The organism is Microbacterium sp. oral taxon 186 str. F0373 (genome assembly GCF_000411455.1).
Taxonomy (GTDB): Bacteria; Actinomycetota; Actinomycetes; order Actinomycetales; family Microbacteriaceae; genus Microbacterium.
Genome location: NZ_KE150458.1, coordinates 927,200 through 951,946 on the forward strand (window position 1 = coordinate 927,200; position 24,747 = coordinate 951,946).

The following is a 24,747-nucleotide window of genomic DNA, read 5'->3' on the forward strand; positions in this document are numbered from 1 at the left end:
ACCCTTACGTACGTCCGCCGGCATGAGTCGAAGCTCAGCCCCGGAGGACGTCCAGCGCGTGCGCGAGATCGGCCGGATAATCGCTCCTGAACGTGACCCATTCGGTCGTGGCCGGGTGCGCGAAGGAGAGCTCGTGCGCGTGCAGCCACTGCCGGGTGAGCCCGAGGCGCGCCGACAACGTCGGGTCGGCGCCGTAGAGCGGGTCTCCCACGCACGGGTGGCGATGGGCCGCCATGTGCACGCGGATCTGGTGGGTGCGTCCCGTCTCCAGATGGATCTCCAGGAGGGATGCCGAGGGGAACGCCTCGAGCGTCTCGTAGTGGGTGATCGAGTCCTTGCCGTCGGGAGTGACGGCGAACTTCCACGAATGCGACGGGTGGCGACCGATGGGCGCATCGATCGTTCCGGAGAGCGGATCGGGGTGCCCCTGCACGACGGCATGGTAGATCTTCTCGACCTCGCGCTCTTTGAACGCGCGCTTGAGCGCGGTGTACGCGCGCTCCGATTTGGCGACGACCATGAGGCCGCTCGTACCGACATCGAGGCGGTGTACGACGCCCTGACGCTCGGCTGCACCCGTGGTGGCGATGCGGAAGCCGGCAGCCGCCAGCGCACCGAGGACCGTCGGGCCTTCCCAACCGAGGGAGGGATGCGCAGCGACGCCGGAGGGTTTGTCGACGACCACGATCTCATCGTCGTCGTAGACGATGCCGAGGTCCGGGACGGCCACCGGGACGATCTCCGGTTCGCGCCGCTCCTCCCACTCCACCTCGAGCCAGCCCGCTGCGCGCAGGCGGTCGGATTTGCCCAGCGCGCGGCCGTCCATCCGCACCCCGCCAGCCTCGGCGACCTCAGCGGCGAAGGAGCGGGAGAACCCCAGCATCTTGGCCAGCGCGGCATCCACACGGGAGCCGTCGAGGCCGTCGGGCACGGGCAGGACGCGAGACGGCATCAGGCCTCGCGCGGAGCGGTCGTCGTGTCGTCCGCACCTGTGGCGGTGGGCTCCGTCGCGGCGGACTGGTCGGCTGCGCGTCGCTCGCGAGTGCCGTCGAGGCGAACGCCGATCAGTACCAACAGCGCGACGCCGATCATCATCGTCACGATGAACATGTCGGCTACGTTGTAGATGGCGGGATTCATGCCCAGCCACATCCACGGCGTGTTGATGAAATCGACGACGTGCCCGACGAGGAAGCCGGGGTCACGGAAAAGACGGTCGCTGAGGTTGCCCAGGATTCCGCCGAGCAGCAGACCCAGCACGATCGCCCACACACGCGAACGCACCCGCGTCACCGTCAGGGAGACGATGACGACGGCGGTGACCGTCATGACGATCGTGAAGATCCACGTCTGACCTTCGAGGAGGGAGAAGGCGGCGCCGGGGTTGCGTGTCAGATAGAACTGGAGCGCGTCACCCCAGACCTGCACGGGCTGCTGGAACGGCAGAGTGGTGAGGGCCAGATACTTGGCGAACTGGTCAGCGGCCAGCACCAGCGCCGCGAGAATCGCGACGATGGCACCGGCCGCTGCCCTGTTCAGGCTCCGACGCGGAGCACTGCGCTCTGTGGCGTGGTCCGTCACCGGGCTCAGGAGGCCGAGACGGAGGACGCGCCCGAGGTGGCGCCGGCGACGTCGAGGTCGCGGAGCTTCTCCTCGATGAACCCGCGCAGCTGCGAGCGGTAGTCACGCTCGAACTGACGGAGCTCGCTGATGCGGCCTTCGAGCGTCACGCGCTCGCTTTCGAGACGTGCCATCTCGTCACGGCCCTTGGCCTCAGCCTCGGCGAGGATCGAGGCGGCCTTGGCCTGCGCCTCGGAGATGAGCTTGTCGCGCTGGGCCTGGCCTTCGGCGACGTGCTCGTCGTGCAGGCGCTGGGCCAGTTCGATGATGCCGGCAGAAGCGGCCACGCCGCCGGCTGCGGGAGCCTCGACCGCGGGAGCGGGAACGGACTCGACGACGGCGGGAGCTGACTCCTCGACGACAGTCGCCTCGACGACCTCCGCAGGAGCGGACTCACCGGACTCATACGCAGCGAGCTTTGCCTTCAGTTCTTCGTTCTCGGCGATCGTCTTGCGCCACTCGACGACGATCTCGTCCAGGAAGTCGTCGACCTCATCCGGGTCGAAACCCTCCTTGAACCGCACGTGCTGGAACTGCTTCGTGACGACGTCTTCCGGGGTCAAAGCCATGGTGTTTCCTCTTTCGGGGCTCACGACGCGGGCCGATTCGGTCGGCCCGCCACCGGCGAGCCGTACTGATCAAGTGTAGTCGGCGGTGGTGGGGCGTGCGACGGGGGGCTAGAGACGCTCGATGACACGGACGATCGTCAGCAGCACGAAGCAGGCCAACATCGTCACCGGAAAACCGAGGTCGAGGGCGATAGGGCCGATCCGCAACGGAGGAATCAGCCGGCGGAAGAACCGCAGCGGCGGATCGGTGAGGGTGAAGACGGCCTCGGCGAAGACGAGACCGAATCCCCGCGGACGCCACTGGCGGTTGAACATCGGAATGTACTCGAGAACGAGTCTCGCCAGCAGCACGAGGATGTAGAGCAGGAGAAGGACGTCGACGGCGAATGCCGCCAGGCGCACGAACTCCACGACTACTGGGTGAAGGGCGCGGACTCAGGGTCGGCCTGAGCCACCGTGCCGTCACCGGAGATCGCGACGTTCTCGGGCGAGAGGAGGAAGACCTTGCTCGTCACGCGCTCGATGCGACCGTACAGACCGAGCGACAGACCACTCGCGAAGTCGATGAGGCGCCGCGCGTCGGCATCGCTCATCTGCGAGAGGTTGATGATGACCGGGATGCCGTCGCGGAAGTTCTCCGCGATGATCTGCGCATCGCGGTACTGCTTGGGGTGCACCGTGAGAATCTCGCTGACGGTGCCTGCAGTCGGCTGACGCACGACGGCGGGACGGTGAAGCGGGGTCACAGGGGCCGCCTTCTCGATCGGGCGCTCGCTCGAGCGCTCACGGCGAGCGGGCGTCTCGGCGGCGGGCTCTTCGTAGACCTCTTCCTCATCGGCGAGGCCCAGGTACACCATGGTCTTCTTGAGCGGGTTCGACATCGCATTCCTCCGTTTGCTCGTCTGTTCTGAGGCTAGCCGCGGTCAGGCCGCGGTCCCGTGATTGCGGTGCCGATCCGCAGGTGTGTCGCGCCGGCGGCGATCGCTTCGGCGAAATCGCCCGACATCCCCGCCGACATCCACGCGGCATCCGGAACGACGCGACGTACCGTCGCCGCCGCGCCGGCGAGACGCTCGAACGCCTCCGCGGGCGCCGCCGCGAGCGGAGCGACGGCCATGACGCCGCGAAGGCGCAGCGACGCGCACCGCGCGGCGATGTGCGTCGCCAGGGCCTCGACCTCGCTCGGGGCCGCTCCCCCACGGGCGGGATCGTCCGTGAGATTGACCTGGAGGAACACGTCGAGAGGACTGCCCTCGGGATCGGCGGCATGCAGGGCGTCGGCGACGCGATCGCGGTCGACGGAGTGCACGCAGTCGGATGCCGCGCGCACCGCCTTGGCCTTCTTGGTCTGCAGCTGCCCGATGAAGTGCCACCGCACACCGCTCACAGCGTCGGTCGTCTCGCCGCGTTTGGCGGTCAGCTCCTGCTGTCGGCTCTCGCCGACATCGTGCACGCCGAGCGCGGCGAGGTCGACGACCAGGCGCGCGGGATGGAACTTGGTGACGACGATGCGCGTCAGCTCTCCCGGGTCGCGACCGACCGCCCTGGCCGCGTCCGCGATGCGGGCGTCCAGGGCGGTGAGGCGTTCGGCCAGCGTGGTCACTTCAGGAAGTCGGGAATGTCCAGGTCGTCGTCGCCGTAGACGGAGTCGTACGACTCCGCGACGGGCGCCGACACGGTGACCGACTGCTTCTCCTCGACCGCCGCACCCTCGCGAGCCGCCTCTTCTGCGGGCACCGCCGGCACCAGGGGCGTGGCCGGGCGCGCCGCGGTGATCGGCTCGATCCGCGTCTGGGGCTCACCACCGTCGAATCCCGCCGCGATCACGGTGACACGCACCTCGTCGCCGAGCGTGTCGTCGATGACGGTACCGAAGATGATGTTGGCCTCGGGGTGCGCGGCCTCCTTGACGAGCTGTGCGGCGTCGTTGATCTCGAAGATGCCCAGATTGGACCCACCCTGGATCGACAGCAGAACGCCGTGCGCCCCTTCGATGGACGCTTCCAGCAGGGGGGACTCGACCGCGAGCTCCGCGGCCTTGATGGCCCGGTCGGCACCGCGCGCCGACCCGATGCCCATGAGGGCGGAGCCGGCGCCCTGCATGACGCTCTTGACGTCGGCGAAGTCAAGGTTGATCAGACCCGGCGTGGTGATCAGGTCGGTGATGCCCTGAACACCCGCGAGCAGCACCTGGTCGGCGGTGGCGAAGGCCTCGATCATGGAGATGCCGCGGTCGCTGATCTCCAGCAGTCGGTCGTTGGGCACGACGATGAGGGTGTCGACCTCTTCCTTGAGCTTCGCGACGCCCGCCTCGGCCTGGCTCTGCCGGCGGCGTCCTTCGAAGCTGAAGGGCTTGGTGACGACACCGATGGTCAGCGCGCCGATCGACTTCGCGATGCGTGCGACGACGGGTGCCCCACCGGTTCCCGTCCCGCCACCCTCGCCCGCGGTGACGAAGACCATGTCGGCGCCCGCGAGGGCTTCCTCGATCTCCTCCGCGTGATCCTCAGCGGCGCGACGGCCCACCTCGGGATCGGCGCCGGCGCCGAGCCCGCGAGTGAGCTCACGACCCACGTCGAGCTTGACGTCCGCGTCGCTCATCAGCAGAGCCTGAGCGTCGGTGTTCACCGCGATGAACTCGACACCCCGCAGTCCGAGCTCGATCATCCGATTGACGGCGTTCACGCCGCCGCCACCCACACCCACGACTTTGATCACCGCGAGGTAGTTCTGGTTCTGGCTCATGCCGGCCTCCATTGTGTCCCGAACCCTGACTGCTAAACCTTGAACCTCTAGTTGAGGTTTAAAGAATTGCTCAGTATGCAATTCCTTGATTGAAGGTATGCGGCAGCCCTCCTGCCGACCGAGAGGCTGGGGGCGTGTCGCGCAGAAAAGCCGTGTCGAGTGCTACCGAACGACGATCGTGCTCGGCGACGACACGTCGTAGCTGCGCGCCCCGGGGCGCGCCGTCATGATCGCGGCGAGATTCTTCGCCTTCAGCGGCGAGGCATCGGCGTTGCCCCAGACCACCGTGGTTCCGCCGGAGCCGAGGGTGAGGGTGACGTCGTTGGGAGACGTCGCCGCGATCGCGGTCACCTGAGCGCGGATATCGTCCGGGAGTGCTCGGAAGACCGTTCCGACGGCGCTGAAGGCGGGTGAGGACAGCCCGCCGGTCACGGTGAGCACGGGATGCCCTGCGGCCGGCTGAGGCGCGGTCGACAGGGCGACACCCGCGGCATCCACCAGAGTGAAGCCGGCGGGAGTCTGAATGGACCCGATCGGAGTGCGCTCCACGATGCGCACCACCAGCTCGTGGGGCGGGCGGGCCTCCAGCGAGTACGACTCCACAAGCGGGAACTTGACAAGAGCGGCCTTGACGGCGGAGGAGTCGACCAGCGGCAGCGGAGTGCCCAGCTGCCCGTCCAGCGCGGTCTCGACGGACGCGGAATCCAGCGTGGAGGTGCCGACGACGGTGATCTGCTGCACCGCGAAGAGCGGGCTGTAGGCGACGCCGAGCGTGCCCAGCACGAGCAGAAGGAGCGCGGAGCCCGCGACGATCCACGTCATTCGCCGCCGACGCTGACGCGCGGTGAACCGCCGCACCTCGGCGCGCAACGCGCGGCGCCTCGCCCGTGCGGCCGCCCACACTTCGCGCACGCCGACAGGCGCTTCCTCCTCACCGACCGGGATATCCGCCGGCTCATCGATTCGGGGCGGCGACGACACCCAGAGGGGCATCAGCGGGGCGGTGAGATGATCGTCGCGGTCCGCGGCGTTCTCCTCGACGGGAGCGTCCGCCCGACGGGGCGGACCGACCTGACGCACGGGCGCCTCGACGCCGCGATCCGGCGTCGGGTCGCGATCGGGCGAACCCTGATCCGGCGCCGGGAGCGGCGTCGGCCGACGCATGGACTATGCCTCCGCCGTCGGCGTCGACAGCGCCTCGAGCACCTGCGGGATGATCTGGTAGACGTTGCCACACCCGAGGGTGATGACGTAATCGCCCTCCCGCGCGACGGTCGCGGTGTACTCGGCCGCCTCCTGCCAGTCCGCCACGTAGTGCACCTTGGAGGGATCGCGGAAGGCTCCGCTCACGAGCTCCCCCGTGACGCCCGGCACCGGGTCCTCGCGCGCACCGTAGACGTCGAGCATGACGGTGTGGTCAGCATAGGATTCGAGCACATCGGCGAACTCGCGGAACATCTCCTGTGTGCGCGAGTACGTGTGGGGCTGCTGGATGGCGATGAGGCGACCGTCGCCGACGACAGTGCGCGCCGCAGCCAGCGCGGCGGCCACCTCGGTCGGGTGGTGCGCGTAGTCGTCGTAGACGCTCACGCCGCGCTGGACACCGTGGAGCTCGAAGCGTCGCACCGTGCCGCCGAACCCCTCCACGGCACGCAGGGCGGGCTCGAGCGCGTATCCGAGCGTGAGCAGCACCGCCACGGCGCCCGCCGCGTTGACCGCATTGTGGGCCCCCGGTACGGCGAGGCGCCCGGTCACCGTCTCGCCGTCGTGCGTGAGCGCGAAGGAGACAGGGCCCTCGGTCACGACATCGCTCAGACAGACATCGGCCGCGGCATCCTCCCCGAACGTCACGATCCGCTCATGGCGAAGCGCCCGCGCGACCCGGCGAGCGCCGGAGTCGTCGGCGGAGATGACGACGGCCTCTCGCGCCGCGTCGCCGAAGCGGACGAAGCCGTCGTAGAAGGCGTCGCGCGACTCCCAGTGGTCGAGGTGGTCCGGATCGACGTTGGTGATCAGCGCGACAGACGTGTCGTACAGCAGGAATGTGCCGTCGGACTCATCGGCTTCGATGACGAACAGCTCGTCGCCGCCCGTGCCGCTGGAGACGCCGAGATCGGCGATGACTCCCCCGTTCACGAACGTCGGCGCCGTGCCGAGTGCACGCAGAGCCGTCACGAGCATGCCGGTGGACGTCGTCTTACCGTGCGCACCGGCGACGCTCACGAGTCGGCGCCCTCCGATCAGCCAGTACAGCGCCTGGGAGCGATGGATGACGTGCAGGCCTCGCTCCTTCGCGAGAAGGAACTCCGGGTTCTCCGGCCAGATGGCGCCCGTATGGATCACGGCGTCGACATCGTCGGGAAGGTTCGCCGCGTCGTGCCCGACATGCACGGTGGCGCCCCGTGCCGCGAGAGCCCGGAGGGCGGTGCTGTCGGCGCGGTCGGAGCCGGAGACCCGGATGCCGCGATCGAGGAACATGCCGGCAAGTCCCGACATGCCCGATCCACCGATCCCGATGAAGTGGGCGGCGGTGATGTCCTCGGGGATGGGCAGGCTCAGGTCGGGTCGAATCATGGCTCGTCAAGTCTAGGTCGAGGCCGCCTGAGCGGATGCTGCGGCGCGCGGCGCACGAACGGGCTTTGGTGCGACCACCACCATGCCTGGACACATTGATACGAATGGTGATACAAAAGCGTCATGACGGACATGAATCAGCTCCGCCTCGTCTTCGGGGTGGGCCTCGGCACCATCGCTGCGGGCGGCCTCCTCGCCGCTCTGCACACCTGGCGCGCGGACTCCGCGGGACAGCGCGCCCTCGCACGCTTCGCTGAGCGCTCCGGGCTGCCCGTGCCGGTGGAGTCCGCTGCCGCACTGGAGGCGTACATCCGCCGCAGCAAGCTGGTCGATTACATCGCGCTCAGCGCCGCCGGCGCTGCCGCCGGACTCCTCCTTATGACTCCCTTAGGCCTCACCACGATCTACCTTCTCGCTGTCCTCGTCCCGGTCGTGATCGTGATCATGATCATCGCCGCGTGGTGTTCGCCACTGCACGAGCGCCCCTTCTCACCGGCGCAGCGCGCACCACGCATCGCACGATCGCGCGTCACGACCGTCGGGGACTACCTCAACCGGTTCCCGCGCTCCCTCACGTGGGTTCTGATGGGACTCGCGATCGCGAGCGGCGTGTGTGGCGGGTGGGCGCTGGCCACCGGCGGCGTCGCACGTGCTGATATGGCCGCCATCGGGATCGTCGTCTCTGCGGTCGCCATCGTGACTGGTGTCGTCCTGCCTCACTTCGAGGCGGCGATTCTTCGTCGCCCCCAACCTGCCAGTTCCGAACTCGAGCTGGCATGGGATGACGCCCTCCGCGTCACCGCGCTCAACGCGGGCCGACAGAGCGCGGCTGCGCTCTGCATCGCGGCGGCACTGATCACCAGCGTCACCGTCTTCACCGGCGTCGACGACGATGCGGGGTGGGCTGCAAGCGTCTTCGTGCTGATTCATATGGGTCTCACATACGTCTACCCCACTCAAGGCGCGCCCATTCCACGACGCCTCTACCCCGACGGCATCCACGTGCCCGCAGGAAGCTCCCTCGCATGATCGTCATCGACCCGGCATCCGCGGTGCCCCCGTTCGAGCAGCTGCGGCGCCAGCTGATCGACGACGTGTCGAGCGGCGCACTGTCCGCCGGCACCCGTCTGCCGACCGTGCGCCGGCTGGCCGAGGACCTGGGGCTTGCTCCCGGCACCGTCGCGCGCGCCTACCGCGAACTCGAGGCTGCCGGCATCATCGAGACACGCGGGCGCAACGGCACCTTCGTCGCCCCACAGGGTGACGCGGCCCTCCGAGAAGCGCAGCGCGCTGCCGCGAGCTTCGTCGACCAGGTTCGCACGCTGCGCATCGATCCCGAGCAGGCCCTCGCGCTCGTTCAGGCCGCGTTGCGCAGCGCGCCCACCGCTCCCTGAGCCTCATCCGTCCCCGCTTGTCGCAGCGAGGCACGCGCAGCGACCGAACAGGACGGACGAAGCCGATCGTCGGCCCCGCCGGGCCCGCTCAGCCCGCGAGCGCGCGATCCAGCATCGCGATCACGGATGCCGTGCCGGCACGCGCGGCGGCGGTTCGCGCCTGCGCCGCGGCACGCATCGCCGACAGCGCCGTGTCGTCGCGCAGCAGCGGCACGATCTGCTCACGCACACGGTCGGGGCTGAACGCGGCATCCTCGATCAGCTGTGCGGCGCCGACGGCCACGGCTCCGCGCGCGTTGAGCGCCTGCTCGCCGTTGCCGACGGCATACGGCACATACACCGCGGGGATGCCGAGAGCTGACGCCTCGCTCACGGTGGCCGCGCCCGAGCGCGAGACCACGAGATCCGCCAGCGCCAGCGCGAGGTCCATCCGATCTAAGTAGGGAACGATCCGGTAGTCGGGGTGTCCCGGGTCGACGATCGGGTCGCGCTCCCCCGCGGCATGCAGCAGCTGCCAGCCGGCGTCGATGACCGCGGGCCATGCCGCGGCGAAGGCCTCATTGAGCCGGCGCGCGCCCAGCGATCCGCCGAACACGAGAAGCACGGGCCGCGACGGGTCGAGGCCGAAGAAGCGCGCCGCCTCGTCCCGCATCGTCGCGCGATCGAGGTCGACGATCTCGGCGCGCAACGGCATGCCGACCGTCTGGGCGCCGCGCAGCGGGGTGTCGGGGAACGCCGCTCCCACGCCGGCCGCGCGGCGGGCGCCCAAGATGTTCGCCAACCCCGGGCGCGCATTCGCCTCGTGCACGACGTACGGCACCCCCTCGCGGCGGGCGGCCACGTACGCGGGAGCCGACGCGTAGCCGCCGAACCCGGCGACCACATCGACGTGATGATCGCGGATGTGCCGTCGCACCTGCCCGACGGCACGACGCCACGCCAGCGGGAACCGCAGCGCGGAGAGGTTCGGCCGTCGCGGAAAGGGGACCTTGTCGACGATCAACAGCTCGTACCCGCGTTCGGGCACCAGACGTGCTTCGAGACCCTCGCGAGTGCCGAGGACGAGCACGGATGCCGCGGCGTCCCGCGCCCGCAACCCGTCGGCGACCGCCAGGAGCGGGTTCACATGTCCGGCGGTGCCGCCGCCGGCGAGGAGATACGTCGTCGAGGAAGCCGGGGTCGTCACCCGAGAGAGCCTACCGGCGGCGGGGAAGCGGCTCGGCGGCGATCGCCGTGGACGCAGGGCCTACGGGAATCGTCCGCGCGAAGGACAGGAGCACACCGCACGCGAACAGGACCGATAGCAGTGAGGTGCCGCCCTGCGACATGAACGGCAGCGGCACGCCCAGCACCGGCAGCAGGCGCAGGACGACCCCGATGTTGACGAGAGCCTGCCCGACGATCCAGACGATGATGCCGCCCGTGACGATGCGGACGAAGGGGTCGCGGGTCTTGCGGATGATCTGGAAGGCGGCGATCGCGAACACCGTGAACAGCAGGAGCACGACGGCGCAGCCGACGAGTCCCAGCTCCTCACCGAGGATCGCGAAGATGTAGTCGTTGGACCGCGCCGGCAGCCAGCCGTACTTCTCGCGCGAGTTTCCCAGCCCCAGTCCGAAGAGCCCCCCGTTGGCGAGGGCCCACACTCCGTGCACCGCCTGATAACAGTCACCGACAGCCGCGTTGTAGCAGTCCATCGAGTCGAAGTTGACGAAGCTGCTCATGATGCGCGCCATGCGGTTCGAGTTGGTCACCGCGAAGAACACGGCGGAGACCACCACGACGATGAGCGGAATGATGAAGATCCGCAGCTTGACGCCCGAGAAGAACAGGCAGCCCAGCAGGATCGCCATGAGGATCATTCCGGTGCCCAGATCCTCACTGCCCACCGCGACCAGTCCGATCACGAGACCGCCGACGGGCACGACGGGGATGAACACGTGCGCCCAGGACCCGAGCAGCGTCTGCTTGCGAAACAGCACGTAGCCGAGCCAGAGCGCGAGGGCCAGCTTGAGGAACTCGGAGGGCTGAGCCTGGATCCCGCCGATCTGGATCCAGTTCTGGTTGCCGTCGTTCGCAACCCCGAGGCCGGGAACGAAGACGAGCATCTGGAAGCAGGTGGCCACGATCAGAGCGGGCCAGGCGATCCGCTTCCAGAATGCGACGGGCAGCCTGCTCGCGATGAACATCAACGGGATGCCGATCACGGCGAAGATGGCCTGCTTGATGACCACCTCGAAGGGGCTCTGGCCGGCGGCCATGGCGGAGGCCATCGTCGCGGAGAGGACCATCATGAGCCCGAAGCCGGTCAACAGCAGCGCGGTGGAGGCGACGAGGAGGAACTCGCTCGAGACGGGGGCGAACACGCGGCCCAAGGAGACGCGCGCCGCGAAGCCCGACGTCGCGGCGTCGTCGGGACCGTCAGCGGCGGGACGGGTCGGCGGGGTCGTCGTGGTCATCGGCTCCCCCTGTGTCTGTCGCGCCGTTCTCGTTCGGTGTCTGCGAGGCGGACGAGGACGTCCATTCCCGCACGGCCATCGCGAATCGCCGGCCGCGGTCGGCATACGAGTCGAACTGGTCGAAGGATGCCGCAGCGGGGGCGAGGAGGACCACGTCACCGTCACGGGCGATCCGTGCCGCCGCAGCGACCACGTCTGCCATGACGTCTTCAGTCTGAGCGTGGTCCACTTCGAACACGGGAATGGCCGGCGCGTGTCGCGCGAACGCGTCGGTGATCGGTGTGCGTTCGACCCCGATGACGATGACGGCCTTCACGCTCGGGCCGCGCGCGGCGACCAGTTCGCCGATGTCCACGCCCTTCATGTCGCCGCCCACGACCCAGACCGCTCCCGGGAACGCCGCCAGCGACGACGCGGCCGCGTGCGGGTTGGTCGCCTTGGAGTCGTCGATCCAGGTGATGCCGTTTGCGGTGGCGATGACCTCGATGCGGTGGGCGTCGAGCCGGAAGCTGCCGAGAGCCTCCGCAATGCGCGCGGGGGCCACATCGAGCGAGCGAGCCAGCGCGGATGCGGCGAGGATGTTGGCGACGATGTGCGGCGCGATCAGCCCCTGCGCGGCGAGATCGTCCAGCGTCGTGATCTCCAGCGCACTGGTGCGCCGATCCTCCAGGAAGGCGCGATCGACGACGATGCCGTCGACGATCCCGAGATCGCTCGGCCCCGGCACCCCGAGATCGAAACCGATCGCGCGGCATCCGTCAACGACATCGGCTTCTTCGACCATGACGCGGGTTGCGATGTCGGACTTGTTGTAGACGCACGCGACGCGCGTGTGCTGGTAGACGATCGCCTTCGCATCGCGGTACGCGGCGAACGATCCATGCCACTGCAGGTGGTCGTCGGCGAGGTTCAGACATACGCTCGCGAACGGCGACACCGGCTCCGATCCCTGCTGGAGCGAGAGATACCAGAGCTGATGACTGGAGACCTCGACGACGAGCACGTCGAACCCGCTCGGGTCACGCACGGCGTCCAAGATCGGCACGCCGATGTTGCCGCACGGTGCGGCACGCAGCCCGCCGGCCACCAGCATCGTCGCGGTGAGCTGGGTCGTCGTCGTCTTGCCGTTGGTGCCGGTGATCAGCACCCAATCCGCGGGCGTACCATCGGCGCGCAGCACCTTGTCGCGGACGCGCCAGGCGAGCTCGATATCCCCCCAGAGGGCCGTCCCCCGCTCGCGGATCCAGGCGATGACCGGATGGTGGGGCGCGAAGCCGGGCGAGGCCACGACCACCTCGGGGTCGAAGTCGACGAGCTCGTCCGGAACGGCGCTCAGCGCTCCCAGGTGCAAACGCGCGCCGATCACGGGCAGAAGTCGCGCGTACTCCTCGCTCGCCGTCTCGCTGAGCACGAGGACGTCCGCGCCGAGCTCCGCGAGGGTGTCGGCGACGGAGAATCCGGTCATCGACAGACCGAGCACGGCGACGCGCAGTCCACGCCAGTCGGCATGCCAGCTGCGGAGGGCATCGAGGTCGCGCACACCCGTCACAGTGCCGACAGCCATTCGACGTAGAAGAGGGCGACGCCGGTCACCGCGAGCATGCCGGCGATGATCCACATGCGCACGACGATCGTGATCTCTGGCCAGCCGCGCATCTCGAGGTGATGGTGGAACGGGCTCATGAGGAAGAGGCGCTTGCCGCCGGTGGCCTTGAAGTAGATGCGCTGCAGGATCACCGACCCCGGGCCGATGATGAAGACGCCGGCGATGATGACGGAGAGCAACTCGGCACGCGAGAGGATCGCCATCGCGGCGATCACGCCGCCGATGGCCATCGAGCCGACGTCCCCCATGAAGATCTTCGCCTTCGGCGCGTTCCACCAGAGGAAGCCCACGAGGGCGCCGACGAAGGATGCCGCGATGATCGTGAGGTCCATCGGGTCGGGCGTCGCGTAGCAGCCGCCCACGTACGCGGTCACGAGCGCCTCGCTCGCGCAACGCTGCTGGAACTGCCAGAAGGTCACCAGGCTCAGCGCGGAGACGGTGAAGATGCCGGACCCGGTTGCGAGCCCGTCGAGGCCGTCGGTGAGGTTGGTCGAGTTCGACCACGCCACCGAGATGAACGTGATCCAGATGAGGTAGACGATCCAGCCGACCACCGCGCCCAGCGCGAAGAACGACAGCATCGGGATGTCCCGGAAGAAGGAGACGTAGGGCGAGGCCGGCGTCTCCCCGCGCGCGTCGGGGAAGTTCAGCGCCATGATGCCGAAGGGAACCGCCACGATCACCTGGCCGACGATCTTGCGCCACCCCGACAGACCGAGGCTGCGCTGCTGGCGCACCTTCATGAAGTCGTCGATGAAACCGACGACGCCGAACCCGACCATCATCCAGATGACGAGCAGACCCGAGATCGACGGCGGCGCTCCCCCGGTGAGCGTTCCGACGAAGTACCCGACGATCGAGCCCACGATGAAGACGATGCCGCCCATGGTGGGTGTTCCGCGCTTCGTCTGATGGCTGGGATTGTGCGCGTTCTCGGGGGTGCGGATGACCTGACCCCAGCCGAGCTTCTCGAACAGCCGGATGAACAGCGGCGTGAGAAAGAGGGTGAACGCGAGCGAGATCGTCGCAGCCGCCAGCAGTGATCTCACGAGAACGATTCTCCCAGACGATCGCCGAGGTGCCGCAGGCCCGCGGAGTTGGACGATTTCACGAGCACTCGGTCGCCGTCGCGGAGCTCACCGCGAAGATACTCGAACGCGTCGTCGGACGTCTCGAAGAAGACGGCTTCGCCGTCCCACGAGCCCTCGCCGACGGCGGCGAGGTACAGGCGACGGGCGTCGCGGCCGACGACGACGATGCGTTCGATGCGCAGGCGCACAGCGAGCAATCCGACGCGGTCGTGCTCCTCGCCGGCGAGCCCGCCGAGCTCGCTCATCGCTCCCAGCACGGCGACTTTGCGCTCGCCCGGGCCGGCGATCTGTGCGAGCGTACGCAGGGCCGCGGCCATCGAGTCGGGGCTCGCGTTGTACGCGTCGTTGATGATGCGGACCCGCTCCGAGCCCATCGGCTGCATCCGCCAGCGTTCGGCGATCTCGAGCGTCTCCAACCGGGCGATCGCCGCGTCGAGAGCGACCCCGAGCTCGCGCGCGGCGGTCAACGCGGCCAGCGCGTTCATGACGTGATGCTCTCCGAGGACACGCAGCCGCAGCGGCCACCGCCCATCCGCAGTCACGACGATGCACGTCGTTCCGGCGGCCGTGACCTCGACATCCTCAGCGCGCACCTCGGCTGCGGCTCCTCGTCCGAACCACCGCACATCGACGCCTCGGGATACCGCGACATCGGCCATCGTGGCGACACGCGCGTCATCGCGGTTGAGCACGGCGACCCCACCGGGGCGTACCGCCTGAACGAGTTCGGTCTTCGCCTTCAGCGTCTCCTCGACGCCGCCGAAGCCTCCCGCATGAGCCAGCCCCACCATGAGGACGACGCCGACGTCGGGGGTGACCAGTCCGGCGAGCCTCGCGATCTCACCGGGGCCGGATGCGCCGAACTCGCTGACCAGGAAGCGCGTGTCCTCCCGGACCCGCAGCATCGTCAGGGGTGCGCCGACCTCGTTGTTGAACGAGCCGCGCGGGGCGACGGTCTCGCCCTCCGCCTCCAGGATGCGGGCGAGCATGTTCTTCGTGGTCGTCTTGCCATTGGACCCCGTGATGCCGACGATCTGGAGCCGTCCACGGTCGCGCGCGGCGGCGACCACGGTGCGGGCGAGGTCGGACAGGGCCGCGACGGCGTCCGCAACGACGATCTGACTGACCGGCGCCTCCACGCGTCGCTCGACGATCGCGAGGACGGCGCCCGAGGCGACGGCTCCGGCCACGAAGTTGTGGCCGTCGGTGACCTCTCCGGGCTTGGCGACGAAGATGTCGCCGGCGCTGATCTCGCGCGAGTCGGTGTCGACGTTGCCGTCGACGACGGTGTCAGGGGTGTCGTGGGGGGCCGGGTGCAGGGTGCCCGCCACAGCGGCGGCGACCTCGGCGAGCGTCATCCGGATCATAGGGTTCGTTCCTCACGCGCGGTGGCGCGTCACGGTGTCGTCATTGTGTCACGGGCAGCAGCGGGGTGTCCGAGCCCGAGGGCATCACCCGGTAGTGCGTCAGCACCTGGGTCATCGCCTTCTTGAAGACCGAGCGGTTGGCCGACGACATGGTGTTGGTCTTCGGCTCGTTGAAAAGGGTCAACACAACGTACTGCGGATCATCAGCCGGCGCGTAACCGGCCAGCGAGGTCATGAAGAGGTTGTCCTTGTAACCGCCGTGTCCGTCCGGAACCTGAGCGGTACCCGTCTTGACGGCCACGCGGTACCCGGGGATCTTGATGTCGTCGGCGAGTGTGCCCTGGGCGTAGACGTTCTCGAGCATCTGGGAGACTTCGGCCGCGGTCTGCGGCTTGATGACCTGGACGGGGGCGGGCAAGGTCGGCGTGACGACGGTGCCGTCGGGCTTCGTGCAGGATTCCACGAGCTGTGCCGGCATCCGCACTCCGCCGTTGGCGATCGTCTGGAACAGGCTCGTCACCTGCGTCGGGGTCACCGTGAAGGCCTGCCCGAAGGTTGTCGTGTAGAAGGTCTGGTTGTCCCAGGTGGAGGCGTCGCGGATCTCTCCGGTGGGCTCGCCCGACCAGTTCAGCGCCGTGCCGTCGCCCACGCCGAAGCGCTTCAGGTAGTCGTAGCGCGTCTCGGCGGGAACCTGCGCGCCGAACTGCGACATGGCGACGTTGGAGGACTCCACGAGCCCGCCGGTGAGCGTCAGGTTCTGCGTGGGGTGACTCTCGGAGTCGTTGATCACCGCACCGTTGGGGAACTGGATGCGGTCTGGCGTCTCGACCGTCGATGTCGGGGTGAGACCGCCCTGCTCGATGACCGTGGCGGCCGTCACGGGCTTGAACGTCGATCCCGGCTCGTACGAGACGCGAAGCAGCCGCGAACCGCGATTGTCGGGGTCGGAGGCGCCCGGGTCGTTGGGGTCGACCGTCTTCGTCTCGGCGAGGGCCCGGATCTTGCCGGTCTTCGCCTCCATGACGATGATGCCGCCCCAGTCGGCCTGGTAGCGCGCGGTCTCTTCGGCGATCAGCTGCTGCATGAACCACTGCAGATCGCTGTCGATCGTGAGTTTCAGTGTGCCGCCGTTGACGGCCGGCTTCTCAATTTCGGTGCCGGGGATGATGACACCGTCCGCCCCGCGCTGGTAGGTCAACGAGCCGTCCGTTGCCTGGAGGCAGGAGTTCTGTAGAGACTCCAGGCCCTCCAGGGGGTCGCCGTCGGACCCGACGAAACCGATCAGGTTGCCCGCGACCGCACCGTCGGGGTAGGTGCGAGAGGGGTGGAGGGGGAAGGTCAGGAACGGGAGCTTGAGCGCCGCGAGTGCGCGGTACTCCTCCGTGGAGACGTACCGCTTCACATACGCGAATCGCGACGCCGAGTTCTCGGCCAGCGCGTCGGACACGATCTTCTCGACGTCCGCGGCCGACTGACCTGTGATCGCGGCGATCTTGGGCGCCACGTCGGTCCACGGCGTCATGATGTTCTTGCCGTCGGCATCCGTCATCGCGTTGCCGCTGGCATCGGTCTGCACCGCACCCTGCGCCGCGAGCATGGGGTCGATCTGCACGTCGTAGAGCGTCGTGCTGCTCGCGAGCACGACGCCGTTGTCGTCGACGATGTCGCCGCGCGCGCCGTAGAGAGTGCTCTTGGCCCCGGTCGCGAACTGCTCCGAGTCGTCGACGTGCTCGCGCGCGTTGACCACCTGGATGTCCACCAGACGCACGACGAAGGCGGACAGCACCACCAGGACGACGGCGAGGGCGACGACGGTGCGGCGCCGCGGGCTGCGTGTTGCTCGTGTCGTCATGGACTCAGTGTGTGGCGGGGACGGGCAGACCGTCGGCGATGGCAGGGGGTGTCGGGTTATCGGGGATGGCCTTGTCGACGACCGAGCTGCCGCCGGTCGCGCCGAGGCTCGCCGCCGGATCGCCGACGAGCGGGCGTCCGCTGACGAGGGCGTTGCCGACGGCGGCCTTGCTCAACGCGTTGACCGCGCTCGCACCGGTCAGTCCCGCGGCGGTGCCGATGACGGCGTTGTCGCTCAGACGGAGGTAGGTCGGCGCCTGGCCGGTCACCATGCCCATCGCCTCCGCATTGGCGGCGAGGTACTGCGGCGAACTCAGGCCGGCGATGCTGTCCTGCAGCATCTGCTTCTGCCAGTCGAGACTGCGCTGCTGATCACCGAGAGTCGACAACTCGTACGAGGATTGCGTCGTCAGGATCGACAGCCCCATCTGCGCGCCGCCGATCAGCAGCGCGCCGCTGACTGCGACGATGCCGTAGACGAGGCGCGGACGGCGTCGCGGCGCGGGCTGCTCGACCGCATGAAGCCGACGCTCCGGCACCCCCGGGGTGCGCAGCGGAAGGGGAGCCGCCCCCACGAACGGATCGAGGTTGCTCTCTGCCGGCACACTCATGCCGCCTCCCGGATGCGTTCGGCCGCGCGCAGGCGCACGGGTGCGGCCCGCGGATTGCGTGCCTTCTCTTCTTCGGAGGCCAGCTCGGCGCCCTTGACCACGAGCCGGAATCGCGGAGCGTGCTCGGGAAGCTCGACGGGTAGTCCCGCCGGCGCGGTGGATGCCGCGGCATCCGCGAACACGCGCTTGACGAGACGGTCCTCGAGGGACTGGTAGCTCATCACGACGATGCGTCCGCCCACGTTCAACAGGTCCATGCTCGGCGGCAGGGCACGCTCCAGCACCGACAGCTCGGCGTTCACCTCGATGCGAAGGGCCTGGAAGACGCGCTTGGCGGGGTGGCCGCGTCCCTCGCGCTGCACCGCGACCGGCGTCGCCGCCACGAGGATGTCGACCAGCTGCCCGGAGCGCTCGATCGCAGCGTCGGCGCGCGCGGAGATGATGGCCCGGGCGTAGCGTGCGGCGAGCTTCTCTTCGCCGTAGCGTTCGAAAATGCGGCGCAGATCGCCTTCACCGTAGGTCGCGACGATCTCCGCTGCCGTCGTGCCGGCGGTCTGGTCCATGCGCATGTCCAGCGGCGCGTCCCGCGAATAGGCGAACCCGCGATCGGCGTCGTCGAGCTGCAGCGACGAGACACCGAGGTCGAAGAGGATGCCGTCGACCCGGTCGACGCCGGCGGAGCGCACGGCCGCGGCGATCCCGTCGTAGACGGTGTGCACGAGCGTGACACGGTCGCCGAAGCGCGCCAGCCGCTCCCCCGCGATCCGCAGGGCGTCGGTGTCGCGATCGAGCCCGATGAGGCGGATGTCACCGAAGCGCTCCAGCAGGGCCTCGGAGTGCCCGCCCATTCCCTCGGTCGCGTCGACCAGAACGGCGCCCGGGTGGGCGAGGGCCGGCGAGAGCAGCTCGACGCAGCGCTCGAGGAGGACCGGGGTGTGGATGTCGGAGGTGCTCATGATGAGGCGGGCGTGAGCCGGAGTCGTGATCCCCATCCGCCTGACCTGACACCGGGGAAGTGTGTCAGGGCGTGCGGCTGGGAGTCACGGCCACGGCTCAGAAGAGGCCCGGGATCACCTCCTGCTCCATGTCCGAGTAGCTGTCTTCGTTGCTGTCTGCGTAGGCGTTCCATGCCTGCGCATCCCAGATCTCCGCGTGAGCGCCGACGCCCGTGACCACGAGCTCGCGGCCGAGGTTGGCGTAGGCGCGCAGGTGCGGGGGGATGGTGATGCGGCTCTGGCTATCGGGCTTCTCGTCGCTGGCACCCGACAGGAACATGCGCTGGAAGTCGCGCGCCTGCTTGTTGGTCAGGGGCGCTTCGCGGATCTTCTCGTAAACCCGCTCGAATTCCTTCGTGCTGAACACGTAGAGGCAGCGCTCCTGGCCTCGAGTCACGACGACCCCGTCGCCCAGGTCGGTACGGAACTTCGCCGGAAGGATGACGCGGCCCTTGTCGTCGAGCTTGGGGGTGTAGGTGCCCAACAGCATCGGCGACTCCCCCTTCCTCCGGCCCGATCAAGGTGCGCACCACTTTACTCCACTTTCCTCCACCTGACTATGACTTCCTGGGCGCCGCGCTCCCCGGAGCTCCCTCACGGGGCGACGACGGGGCCGAGTGTCGGAGCGCGTCACCGCCGGCGGGCACAAAAAAGCACCGACCTCTCGGTCGGTGCTCTTCGTGTCGTGCGGTGTGCTGCGGTCAGGATCCGTCTTGGCGGCGGTCCCAGCGGTCGTTCATGCGGTCCATGAAGGACGACGATCCGGCACGGGAGGGCTTGCGCTGCCCCTTGTGCTCCGGCGACGTCTTGAGCGCGGCAAGTCCCTTCGCGGGAGTGGCGGCCAGAACGACGCCACCCACCATCACCAGGAAGGCGATCACGCCGATGGCGATGATGCCGGTGGAGACACCTGCGATGAGTCCGCCCAGACCCACCAGCACGAGGATGGTTCCGTACACGATGTTGCGATAGCTGAGGGTGCGGCCGTCTCGGGACGCGCTCACGACGTCTGCGTCCTTGTTCATGAGATGACGTTCCATCTCATCGAGCAGACGCTGCTCCTGCTCTGACAGCGGCATGCTGCCCCCTCCTCGCCGTTTCGGACCGGCATCTCGTGCGGTCGATTCTACGCGTGCGGTCGAGAACTAGGCTAGGCCCGTGCACGCTTCCGCCGACCCAATCGAGGCCATTTCCCAGCGACTGGCAAGCTTCGTGGCGGCCCAGCGGCTCGCGTGGGCCGCCGCCGGCCCGGAGGCGCAGGTGTTCCTGGATGCCGCGACCCACACCCTGTCCGGCGGAAAACGACTGCGGGCACGCTTCTGCGTCACAGGCTGGCGCGCGGTCGCGAACGCCGGCGGGGACGCGAAGGAGATCCCGGACGCCGTGCTCGATGCCGCCGCCGCGCTCGAGGTGTTCCACGCCGCCGCGCTCGTGCACGACGACATCATCGACAACTCAGACACCCGGCGCGGACAACCCGCCGCGCACCGTGCGCTGGAGGCGGCGCACGCGGAGTCCGGTTGGGCGGGCGACGGCTCGGCGTTCGGGCGGTCCGCCGCGATCCTGCTCGGCGACCTCCTCGTCGCCTGGAGCGACGATCTGCTCGAGCAGGGACTCGCGCACGCGTCACACGCGGCATCCGCGCGGGAGGTCTACGCGCTCATGCGCCGTGAGGTCACCGTCGGGCAGTTCTTGGACATCGCCGAGGAGGCGGCGTTCACGACGGCTCCCGACGAGGAACATGCCGAGCGCGCCCTCCGCGTCGCCTCGCTGAAGTCCGCGCGCTACAGCATCCAGCATCCCCTCCTCCTGGGCGCGGCGCTCGCCGGCGCCGACGCCGCCCAGTCGGCGGCTCTGGCCGCCTTCGGACACCCGCTGGGACTCGCGTTCCAGCTACGCGACGATGTGCTCGGCGTGTTCGGCGACAGTGCTGTCACCGGGAAGCCGTCGGGTGACGATCTGCGTGAGGGCAAGCGCACGCTCCTCGTCGCCTACACCCGAGAGGGACTGACCGGCGACGCGCGTGCCGCGCTCGACAAACTCATCGGCGACTCCGCACTCACGGCGGAGCAGATCGCTCAGATCCAGGAGACCATCGTCGCCACCGATGCGCTGCAGCGGGTCGAATCCGCGATCAGCGCTTACGCCGCCGAAGCGGAGCGGGCGCTGCACGATGCCCGACTGTCTCCGTCAGCGGTGGACGAGCTGCGCGAACTCGCGGAGGCATCGATCAGCCGCACGGCGTGAGACGCGTCAGCGTCAAGCGAGCGTCTGCGCGACGCGGCGGACCTCGCTCTTGCGCCCCTGCCGGAGTGCCGAGATCGGCGCCTGGCCGATGGAGTCCTCCTCGCTCAGCAGCCAGTCGATGGCCTCGTCGTCGGTGAACCCGGCATCCTGCAGCACGATGATCGTGCCGCGCAGCGACGAGAGCGGGTGCCCGTCGACGATGAAGATCTCCGGCACCGCGAACGCGCCGCCGCGGCGCGAGCCGATCAGGTGCTTGTCGTCGAGCAGTCGACGCACGCGGCCGAGCGGTTCGTCGAGAACCTCGACCAGGTCGGGGAGAGTGAGCCAGCGGGTGGACGCGGGGACGATGTCGTCGGTCACCCTTCCACTATCGCATCTCGCGAGCGCACCATTGGTGCGTTCATCGCCATCGACACGATTCTCACTTCTGTCACAGCAGTCACTTCTTATAGCACCCGTTGACATGAATTTACTTCCATGACACGGTGGCGACGGTACGAATCGGGTGAGCAGAAGGAGAAGAACGTTGTCACGACTCGACCCCCGCCCGGGCACCGCGCGCGTCGCCACGACCGGCGTGATCGGCACGATCGGCACACTGGCGTTGACGCTGAGCGTCTCCCCCGCCTCGGCGGCGACAGCCGATCCGCGCCCGACGACCCGCGATCAGACGCGCATCGACGCGCCGACGTTGACTCCCGTTCCGCGGCACGCAGCCTCACCGGCGACGTACACGGTGCACAGCGGCGACACGCTGTGGGACATCTCCCAGCGGGTCGGAATCGAGCTGTCCGCCCTGCGTGCGGCGAACGGCCTCGAGGCCAGCACGCTGATCCACCCCGGTCAGGTGCTGGTTCTTCCCGGCAGCGGCGCGCGCACCGCAGAGTCTTCCGCGCCGGCGGCGACCGCGGCCTTCACGCCGGCGGCATACGGAGTGAGCGCGGGCGACACCCTCTGGGCCATCGCCGACGCGCACGGCGTGAGCCTCGACGCGCTCCTGCAGGCCAACGGGCTGGGACGGGACGCCATCATCTACCCCGGACAGACGCTCACGATCCCCGGCGCGGATGCCGTGCTCCGAGCGACCCCCGCCGCGGTCGAGACGCCCGTGCCCACGGCGGCGCCGGCCACCGATCTCGATGCGGAGCAGATCGAGAACGCGCGGACGATCATCCGGGTCGGGCGCGAACTGGGCGTCCCCGATCGCGGCATCGCGATCGCTCTGGCCACGGCGATGGTCGAGTCGTGGATCCGCAACCTCGATTGGGGCGACCGCGACTCGCTCGGGATGTTCCAGCAGCGACCCAGCACCGGATGGGGAAGTCCCGACCAGGTGCGCGACCCCGTGCTCTCGACCACCGCGTTCTTCGAAGGGGTTTCGGGCCCCGACGGTCTCATCACACGCGGACTGCTGGATGTGCCCGGGTGGGAGTCGATGGACTTCGGCGCCGCCGCCCAGGCCGTGCAGGTCTCGGCGTATCCGGAGCGCTACGGGCCGTGGGAGCAGACCGCCTACGCCTGGCTCGCGGCACTCGGCTGAGCGCCCGCGCGCCACGGCTTTGCCTGCGCACATGCCGCGAGGGGTGAGCCGCTCCCGGACCGGAGCGTTCCGGCTCCCTAGAATCACAGGGTGAGCACGAGCCAGCAGACCGACCCGCTGATCGGCCGTCTGGTCGACGGACGGTACCGCGTCCGGGCTCGCATCGCTCGCGGGGGGATGGCGACGGTGTACGTCGCGACCGACCTGCGCCTCGAGCGCCGCGTCGCCCTGAAGGTGATGCACAGCCATCTCTCCGATGACACGGTCTTCCAGAGCCGTTTCATCCAGGAGGCGCGGGCGGCGGCCCGTCTCGCCGATCCCCATGTGGTCAACGTCTTCGACCAGGGCCAGGACGGCGAGATGGCGTACCTGGTGATGGAGTACCTTCCCGGCATCACCATGCGCGAACTGCTGCGTGAGCAGAAGCGTCTCAGCATCCCACAGACGATCACGATCATGGATGCCGTGCTCTCCGGTCTCGCGGCCGCGCACCGCGCGGGCATCGTCCACCGCGACGTCAAGCCCGAGAACGTACTGCTCGCCGAGGACGGTCGGATCAAGATCGGCGACTTCGGACTCGCGCGCGCGACCAGTGCGAACACGGCCACCGGGCAGATGCTCCTGGGAACGATCGCCTACCTCGCGCCCGAGCTCGTCACCCGCGGAACCGCCGACGCACGCAGCGATATCTACGCCCTCGGCATCATGCTCTACGAGATGCTCGTCGGCGAGCAGCCGTACAAGGGCGAGCAGCCCATGCAGATCGCCTACCAGCACGCGACCGACTCGGTCCCGCGCCCGAGCGCGCGCAATCCCGGCATCCCGGAGCAGTTCGATGAGCTCGTGATGTGGGCGACCGAACGCAACCCCGACGACCGGCCGGTCGATGCGCGCGCGATGCTCGAGCGTCTGCGCGAGATCGAGAAGGAACTCGGCGTCTACCCGCATGTCGTCCGAGCGCCGGCCGCCGGCGTGGTCGCGGTCGACGACGGGGCAGACTCGGGTGAGCTCACCAAGGTCATGCCGGGGACCTTCACGGCTCCGACGGTCACCGAGACGGTGGACAACTCCACGCGCCTGCGGCTGCGCAGTCGACGCCGAGCGCGACGGGGCGGATGGCTGGTGGTGCTCGTACTGCTGCTCGCGGCGCTCGCGGGCGGAGCCGGCTGGTGGTTCGGGTCCGGACCGGGTTCGCAGGTCGGCGTTCCGGACGTGTCGGGGCGCACCCTGGACGAGGCGACGACTGCCCTCGCCGCCGAAGGGCTGACCGCGCTGCCCGCCCAGGATCACAGTCGCGACGTGCCCGTCGATCTCGTCATCCGCACCGACCCCGGCGCCGGCGCCCGCGTCGACAAGAACAGCGCCGTGAACGTCATCATCTCGCTGGGCCCGGCATCCCACGACATCCCCGCTCTGGCGGGACAGAGCCTGCAGGCGGCGACCACCTCCCTCGGCACGATCTACATCGCTCCCTCGGGCGATCCGACGCAGATCTTCACCGATGCTTCCGCGGGCACCGTGGTGAGCGCGTCGATCACTCCGCCCGGCGGCGGCACTCCGGTGGACTGTTCGAAGGGCTGCACGGCACTGGAGGGGTCGACCGTGGCGTTCGAGACCTCCGCGGGGCCCGTCCCGGATGTGGCCGGCAAGACCGTGGATGCCGCGACGGCGGCGCTGTCGGCCGTGAACCTGAACGCCACCACGACGCAGGCCTACGACGACGAGGTCGCGGAGGGACGCGTGATCCATATCGCCGACAAGGACGGCGGCGCACCGTTCCGCCCCGGCGACACCGTCACCCTGGTGGTCTCGAAGGGGCCGCAGCCGATCGCCGTCCCCGACGTCACCGGCAAGACCGTCGCGCAGGCCATGGACCAGTTGAAGCAGGCGGGCTTCGAACCGGGAACGGCGCTCCCCGAGATCGTCTGGGGCATCTTCACCGTGTCGAGCACGAGCCCTGCCGCCGGCACCATGCAGCTCCCCGGAACCAAGATCACGGTCCGCTCCACCGGCTGAGCTGGAGCGCTCATGGCGCACACACGACCGCACCCGCTGCAGAGGATTCGGCAGCGGGTGCG

The 24,747-nt window shown here is 68.9% G+C and carries 25 protein-coding genes; 5 read left to right on the forward strand and 20 right to left on the reverse strand.

Features of this window, described 5'->3' with window-relative positions; translation table 11 throughout:
• Positions 1-34: 34 nt before the first annotated feature.
• The 9 genes from HMPREF1529_RS14590 to murC all read right to left on the reverse strand — a co-directional run bounded on the left by HMPREF1529_RS14590 (position 35) and on the right by murC (position 7,508).
• Complete coding sequence (locus HMPREF1529_RS14590) at positions 35-952, reverse strand: RluA family pseudouridine synthase (protein WP_016465353.1); 918 nt, start codon at positions 950-952, stop codon at positions 35-37.
• A complete protein-coding gene (locus HMPREF1529_RS14595; RefSeq protein ID WP_016465354.1) occupies positions 952-1,581 on the reverse strand; it encodes a signal peptidase II in 630 nt (209 codons plus the stop codon). Before HMPREF1529_RS14595 ends, HMPREF1529_RS14590 begins: the two co-directional genes overlap by 1 nt.
• Positions 1,582-1,586: 5 nt before the next feature.
• The gene (locus HMPREF1529_RS14600; protein ID WP_005049155.1) at positions 1,587-2,189 is read right to left on the reverse strand and encodes a DivIVA domain-containing protein; all 603 of its coding nucleotides are present in this window, start codon (positions 2,187-2,189) and stop codon (positions 1,587-1,589) included.
• A gap of 108 nt (positions 2,190-2,297) precedes the next feature.
• Positions 2,298-2,600, reverse strand: coding sequence for a YggT family protein (locus tag HMPREF1529_RS14605; protein WP_005049152.1), 303 nt, complete (start codon positions 2,598-2,600; stop codon positions 2,298-2,300).
• A gap of 2 nt (positions 2,601-2,602) precedes the next feature.
• Positions 2,603-3,070: a cell division protein SepF gene (locus tag HMPREF1529_RS14610; protein ID WP_005049149.1), complete on the reverse strand. Its 468-nt coding sequence runs from the start codon at positions 3,068-3,070 to the stop codon at positions 2,603-2,605.
• A gap of 32 nt (positions 3,071-3,102) precedes the next feature.
• Positions 3,103-3,792: a YggS family pyridoxal phosphate-dependent enzyme gene (locus HMPREF1529_RS14615; protein WP_016465355.1), complete on the reverse strand. Its 690-nt coding sequence runs from the start codon at positions 3,790-3,792 to the stop codon at positions 3,103-3,105.
• A complete protein-coding gene (ftsZ, locus tag HMPREF1529_RS14620; RefSeq protein WP_016465356.1) occupies positions 3,789-4,934 on the reverse strand; it encodes a cell division protein FtsZ in 1,146 nt (381 codons plus the stop codon). Before ftsZ ends, HMPREF1529_RS14615 begins: the two co-directional genes overlap by 4 nt.
• Positions 4,935-5,096: 162 nt before the next feature.
• A complete protein-coding gene (locus tag HMPREF1529_RS14625) occupies positions 5,097-6,098 on the reverse strand; it encodes an FtsQ-type POTRA domain-containing protein (RefSeq protein ID WP_016465357.1) in 1,002 nt (333 codons plus the stop codon).
• A 3-nt stretch (positions 6,099-6,101) separates the two neighbouring features.
• Positions 6,102-7,508 carry a UDP-N-acetylmuramate--L-alanine ligase gene (gene murC / locus HMPREF1529_RS14630; RefSeq protein WP_016465358.1) on the reverse strand — a complete coding sequence of 469 codons (1,407 nt, stop codon included), beginning with the start codon at positions 7,506-7,508 and terminating at the stop codon, positions 6,102-6,104.
• Positions 7,509-7,631: 123 nt separating this feature from the next.
• On the opposite strand from murC, the gene HMPREF1529_RS14635 reads away from it, so the two are divergent.
• Both HMPREF1529_RS14635 and HMPREF1529_RS14640 read left to right on the forward strand, forming a co-directional pair.
• Positions 7,632-8,537, forward strand: coding sequence for a hypothetical protein (locus HMPREF1529_RS14635; protein ID WP_016465359.1), 906 nt, complete (start codon positions 7,632-7,634; stop codon positions 8,535-8,537).
• Positions 8,534-8,902, forward strand: a complete 369-nt coding sequence (locus HMPREF1529_RS14640; RefSeq protein ID WP_016465360.1) for a GntR family transcriptional regulator — start codon at positions 8,534-8,536, stop codon at positions 8,900-8,902. The genes HMPREF1529_RS14635 and HMPREF1529_RS14640 overlap by 4 nt, the downstream gene beginning before the upstream one ends.
• Positions 8,903-8,990: 88 nt before the next feature.
• Here HMPREF1529_RS14640 and HMPREF1529_RS14645 read toward each other — a convergent pair whose 3' ends face one another.
• The 10 genes from HMPREF1529_RS14645 to HMPREF1529_RS14690 all read right to left on the reverse strand — a co-directional run bounded on the left by HMPREF1529_RS14645 (position 8,991) and on the right by HMPREF1529_RS14690 (position 19,961).
• Positions 8,991-10,088 carry a UDP-N-acetylglucosamine--N-acetylmuramyl-(pentapeptide) pyrophosphoryl-undecaprenol N-acetylglucosamine transferase gene (locus HMPREF1529_RS14645; protein ID WP_016465361.1) on the reverse strand — a complete coding sequence of 366 codons (1,098 nt, stop codon included), beginning with the start codon at positions 10,086-10,088 and terminating at the stop codon, positions 8,991-8,993.
• 10 nt (positions 10,089-10,098) lie between these two features.
• Positions 10,099-11,361 carry a putative lipid II flippase FtsW gene (ftsW, locus tag HMPREF1529_RS14650; RefSeq protein WP_016465362.1) on the reverse strand — a complete coding sequence of 421 codons (1,263 nt, stop codon included), beginning with the start codon at positions 11,359-11,361 and terminating at the stop codon, positions 10,099-10,101.
• Positions 11,324-12,925, reverse strand: coding sequence for a UDP-N-acetylmuramoyl-L-alanine--D-glutamate ligase (gene murD / locus HMPREF1529_RS14655; protein ID WP_016465363.1), 1,602 nt, complete (start codon positions 12,923-12,925; stop codon positions 11,324-11,326). The genes ftsW and murD overlap by 38 nt, the downstream gene beginning before the upstream one ends.
• Complete coding sequence (mraY, locus tag HMPREF1529_RS14660) at positions 12,907-14,016, reverse strand: phospho-N-acetylmuramoyl-pentapeptide-transferase (RefSeq protein ID WP_016465364.1); 1,110 nt, start codon at positions 14,014-14,016, stop codon at positions 12,907-12,909. The genes murD and mraY overlap by 19 nt, the downstream gene beginning before the upstream one ends.
• A complete protein-coding gene (locus HMPREF1529_RS14665; RefSeq protein ID WP_016465365.1) occupies positions 14,013-15,425 on the reverse strand; it encodes a UDP-N-acetylmuramoyl-tripeptide--D-alanyl-D-alanine ligase in 1,413 nt (470 codons plus the stop codon). Before HMPREF1529_RS14665 ends, mraY begins: the two co-directional genes overlap by 4 nt.
• Positions 15,426-15,465: 40 nt before the next feature.
• A complete protein-coding gene (locus tag HMPREF1529_RS14670) occupies positions 15,466-17,277 on the reverse strand; it encodes a peptidoglycan D,D-transpeptidase FtsI family protein (protein WP_005049121.1) in 1,812 nt (603 codons plus the stop codon).
• 4 nt (positions 17,278-17,281) lie between these two features.
• Complete coding sequence (locus tag HMPREF1529_RS14675) at positions 17,282-17,887, reverse strand: hypothetical protein (protein WP_016465366.1); 606 nt, start codon at positions 17,885-17,887, stop codon at positions 17,282-17,284.
• Entirely contained in the window at positions 17,884-18,843 is a 960-nt protein-coding gene (gene rsmH / locus HMPREF1529_RS14680) for a 16S rRNA (cytosine(1402)-N(4))-methyltransferase RsmH (protein ID WP_198013074.1), read from the reverse strand. The genes HMPREF1529_RS14675 and rsmH overlap by 4 nt, the downstream gene beginning before the upstream one ends.
• A 97-nt stretch (positions 18,844-18,940) precedes the next feature.
• The gene (mraZ, locus tag HMPREF1529_RS14685) at positions 18,941-19,372 is read right to left on the reverse strand and encodes a division/cell wall cluster transcriptional repressor MraZ (RefSeq protein ID WP_005049113.1); all 432 of its coding nucleotides are present in this window, start codon (positions 19,370-19,372) and stop codon (positions 18,941-18,943) included.
• Between the two features lie 211 nt (positions 19,373-19,583).
• Positions 19,584-19,961 (reverse strand): DUF3040 domain-containing protein, encoded by a 378-nt coding sequence (locus HMPREF1529_RS14690; protein WP_016465368.1) that lies wholly within the window; start codon positions 19,959-19,961, stop codon positions 19,584-19,586.
• A gap of 79 nt (positions 19,962-20,040) precedes the next feature.
• Here HMPREF1529_RS14690 and HMPREF1529_RS14695 point away from each other — a divergent pair, with 79 nt between their 5' ends.
• On the forward strand, positions 20,041-21,129 hold the full coding sequence (locus tag HMPREF1529_RS14695) for a polyprenyl synthetase family protein (protein ID WP_016465369.1): 1,089 nt from the start codon (positions 20,041-20,043) through the stop codon (positions 21,127-21,129).
• A 12-nt stretch (positions 21,130-21,141) separates the two neighbouring features.
• Here the strand turns inward: HMPREF1529_RS14695 and HMPREF1529_RS14700 are convergent, their stop codons facing one another.
• Positions 21,142-21,489, reverse strand: coding sequence for an Rv2175c family DNA-binding protein (locus HMPREF1529_RS14700; protein WP_005049107.1), 348 nt, complete (start codon positions 21,487-21,489; stop codon positions 21,142-21,144).
• Between the two features lie 166 nt (positions 21,490-21,655).
• On the opposite strand from HMPREF1529_RS14700, the gene HMPREF1529_RS14705 reads away from it, so the two are divergent.
• Together HMPREF1529_RS14705 and pknB are read left to right on the forward strand one after the other, a co-directional pair.
• Positions 21,656-22,669, forward strand: a complete 1,014-nt coding sequence (locus tag HMPREF1529_RS14705; protein WP_016465370.1) for a LysM peptidoglycan-binding domain-containing protein — start codon at positions 21,656-21,658, stop codon at positions 22,667-22,669.
• A 90-nt stretch (positions 22,670-22,759) separates the two neighbouring features.
• Entirely contained in the window at positions 22,760-24,685 is a 1,926-nt protein-coding gene (pknB, locus tag HMPREF1529_RS14710; protein WP_016465371.1) for a Stk1 family PASTA domain-containing Ser/Thr kinase, read from the forward strand.
• The last annotated feature ends 62 nt before the right edge of the window (positions 24,686-24,747 follow it).

Coding starts and splice junctions, on each gene's coding strand:
- HMPREF1529_RS14600 (WP_005049155.1), bottom strand. CDS start 2,189: ATGGCTTTGACCCCGGAAGACGTCGTCACGAAGCAGTTCCAGCACGTG.
- ftsW (WP_016465362.1), bottom strand. CDS start 11,361: ATGACCACGACGACCCCGCCGACCCGTCCCGCCGCTGACGGTCCCGAC.
- murC (WP_016465358.1), bottom strand. CDS start 7,508: ATGATTCGACCCGACCTGAGCCTGCCCATCCCCGAGGACATCACCGCC.
- HMPREF1529_RS14625 (WP_016465357.1), bottom strand. CDS start 6,098: ATGCGTCGGCCGACGCCGCTCCCGGCGCCGGATCAGGGTTCGCCCGAT.
- HMPREF1529_RS14690 (WP_016465368.1), bottom strand. CDS start 19,961: ATGCCGCTGTCAGAGCAGGAGCAGCGTCTGCTCGATGAGATGGAACGT.
- HMPREF1529_RS14635 (WP_016465359.1), top strand. CDS start 7,632: ATGACGGACATGAATCAGCTCCGCCTCGTCTTCGGGGTGGGCCTCGGC.
- ftsZ (WP_016465356.1), bottom strand. CDS start 4,934: ATGAGCCAGAACCAGAACTACCTCGCGGTGATCAAAGTCGTGGGTGTG.
- HMPREF1529_RS14640 (WP_016465360.1), top strand. CDS start 8,534: ATGATCGTCATCGACCCGGCATCCGCGGTGCCCCCGTTCGAGCAGCTG.
- murD (WP_016465363.1), bottom strand. CDS start 12,925: ATGGCTGTCGGCACTGTGACGGGTGTGCGCGACCTCGATGCCCTCCGC.
- HMPREF1529_RS14675 (WP_016465366.1), bottom strand. CDS start 17,887: ATGAGTGTGCCGGCAGAGAGCAACCTCGATCCGTTCGTGGGGGCGGCT.
- HMPREF1529_RS14590 (WP_016465353.1), bottom strand. CDS start 952: ATGCCGTCTCGCGTCCTGCCCGTGCCCGACGGCCTCGACGGCTCCCGT.
- HMPREF1529_RS14610 (WP_005049149.1), bottom strand. CDS start 3,070: ATGTCGAACCCGCTCAAGAAGACCATGGTGTACCTGGGCCTCGCCGAT.
- HMPREF1529_RS14665 (WP_016465365.1), bottom strand. CDS start 15,425: ATGATCCGGATGACGCTCGCCGAGGTCGCCGCCGCTGTGGCGGGCACC.
- mraZ (WP_005049113.1), bottom strand. CDS start 19,372: ATGCTGTTGGGCACCTACACCCCCAAGCTCGACGACAAGGGCCGCGTC.
- rsmH (WP_198013074.1), bottom strand. CDS start 18,843: ATGAGCACCTCCGACATCCACACCCCGGTCCTCCTCGAGCGCTGCGTC.
- HMPREF1529_RS14670 (WP_005049121.1), bottom strand. CDS start 17,277: ATGACGACACGAGCAACACGCAGCCCGCGGCGCCGCACCGTCGTCGCC.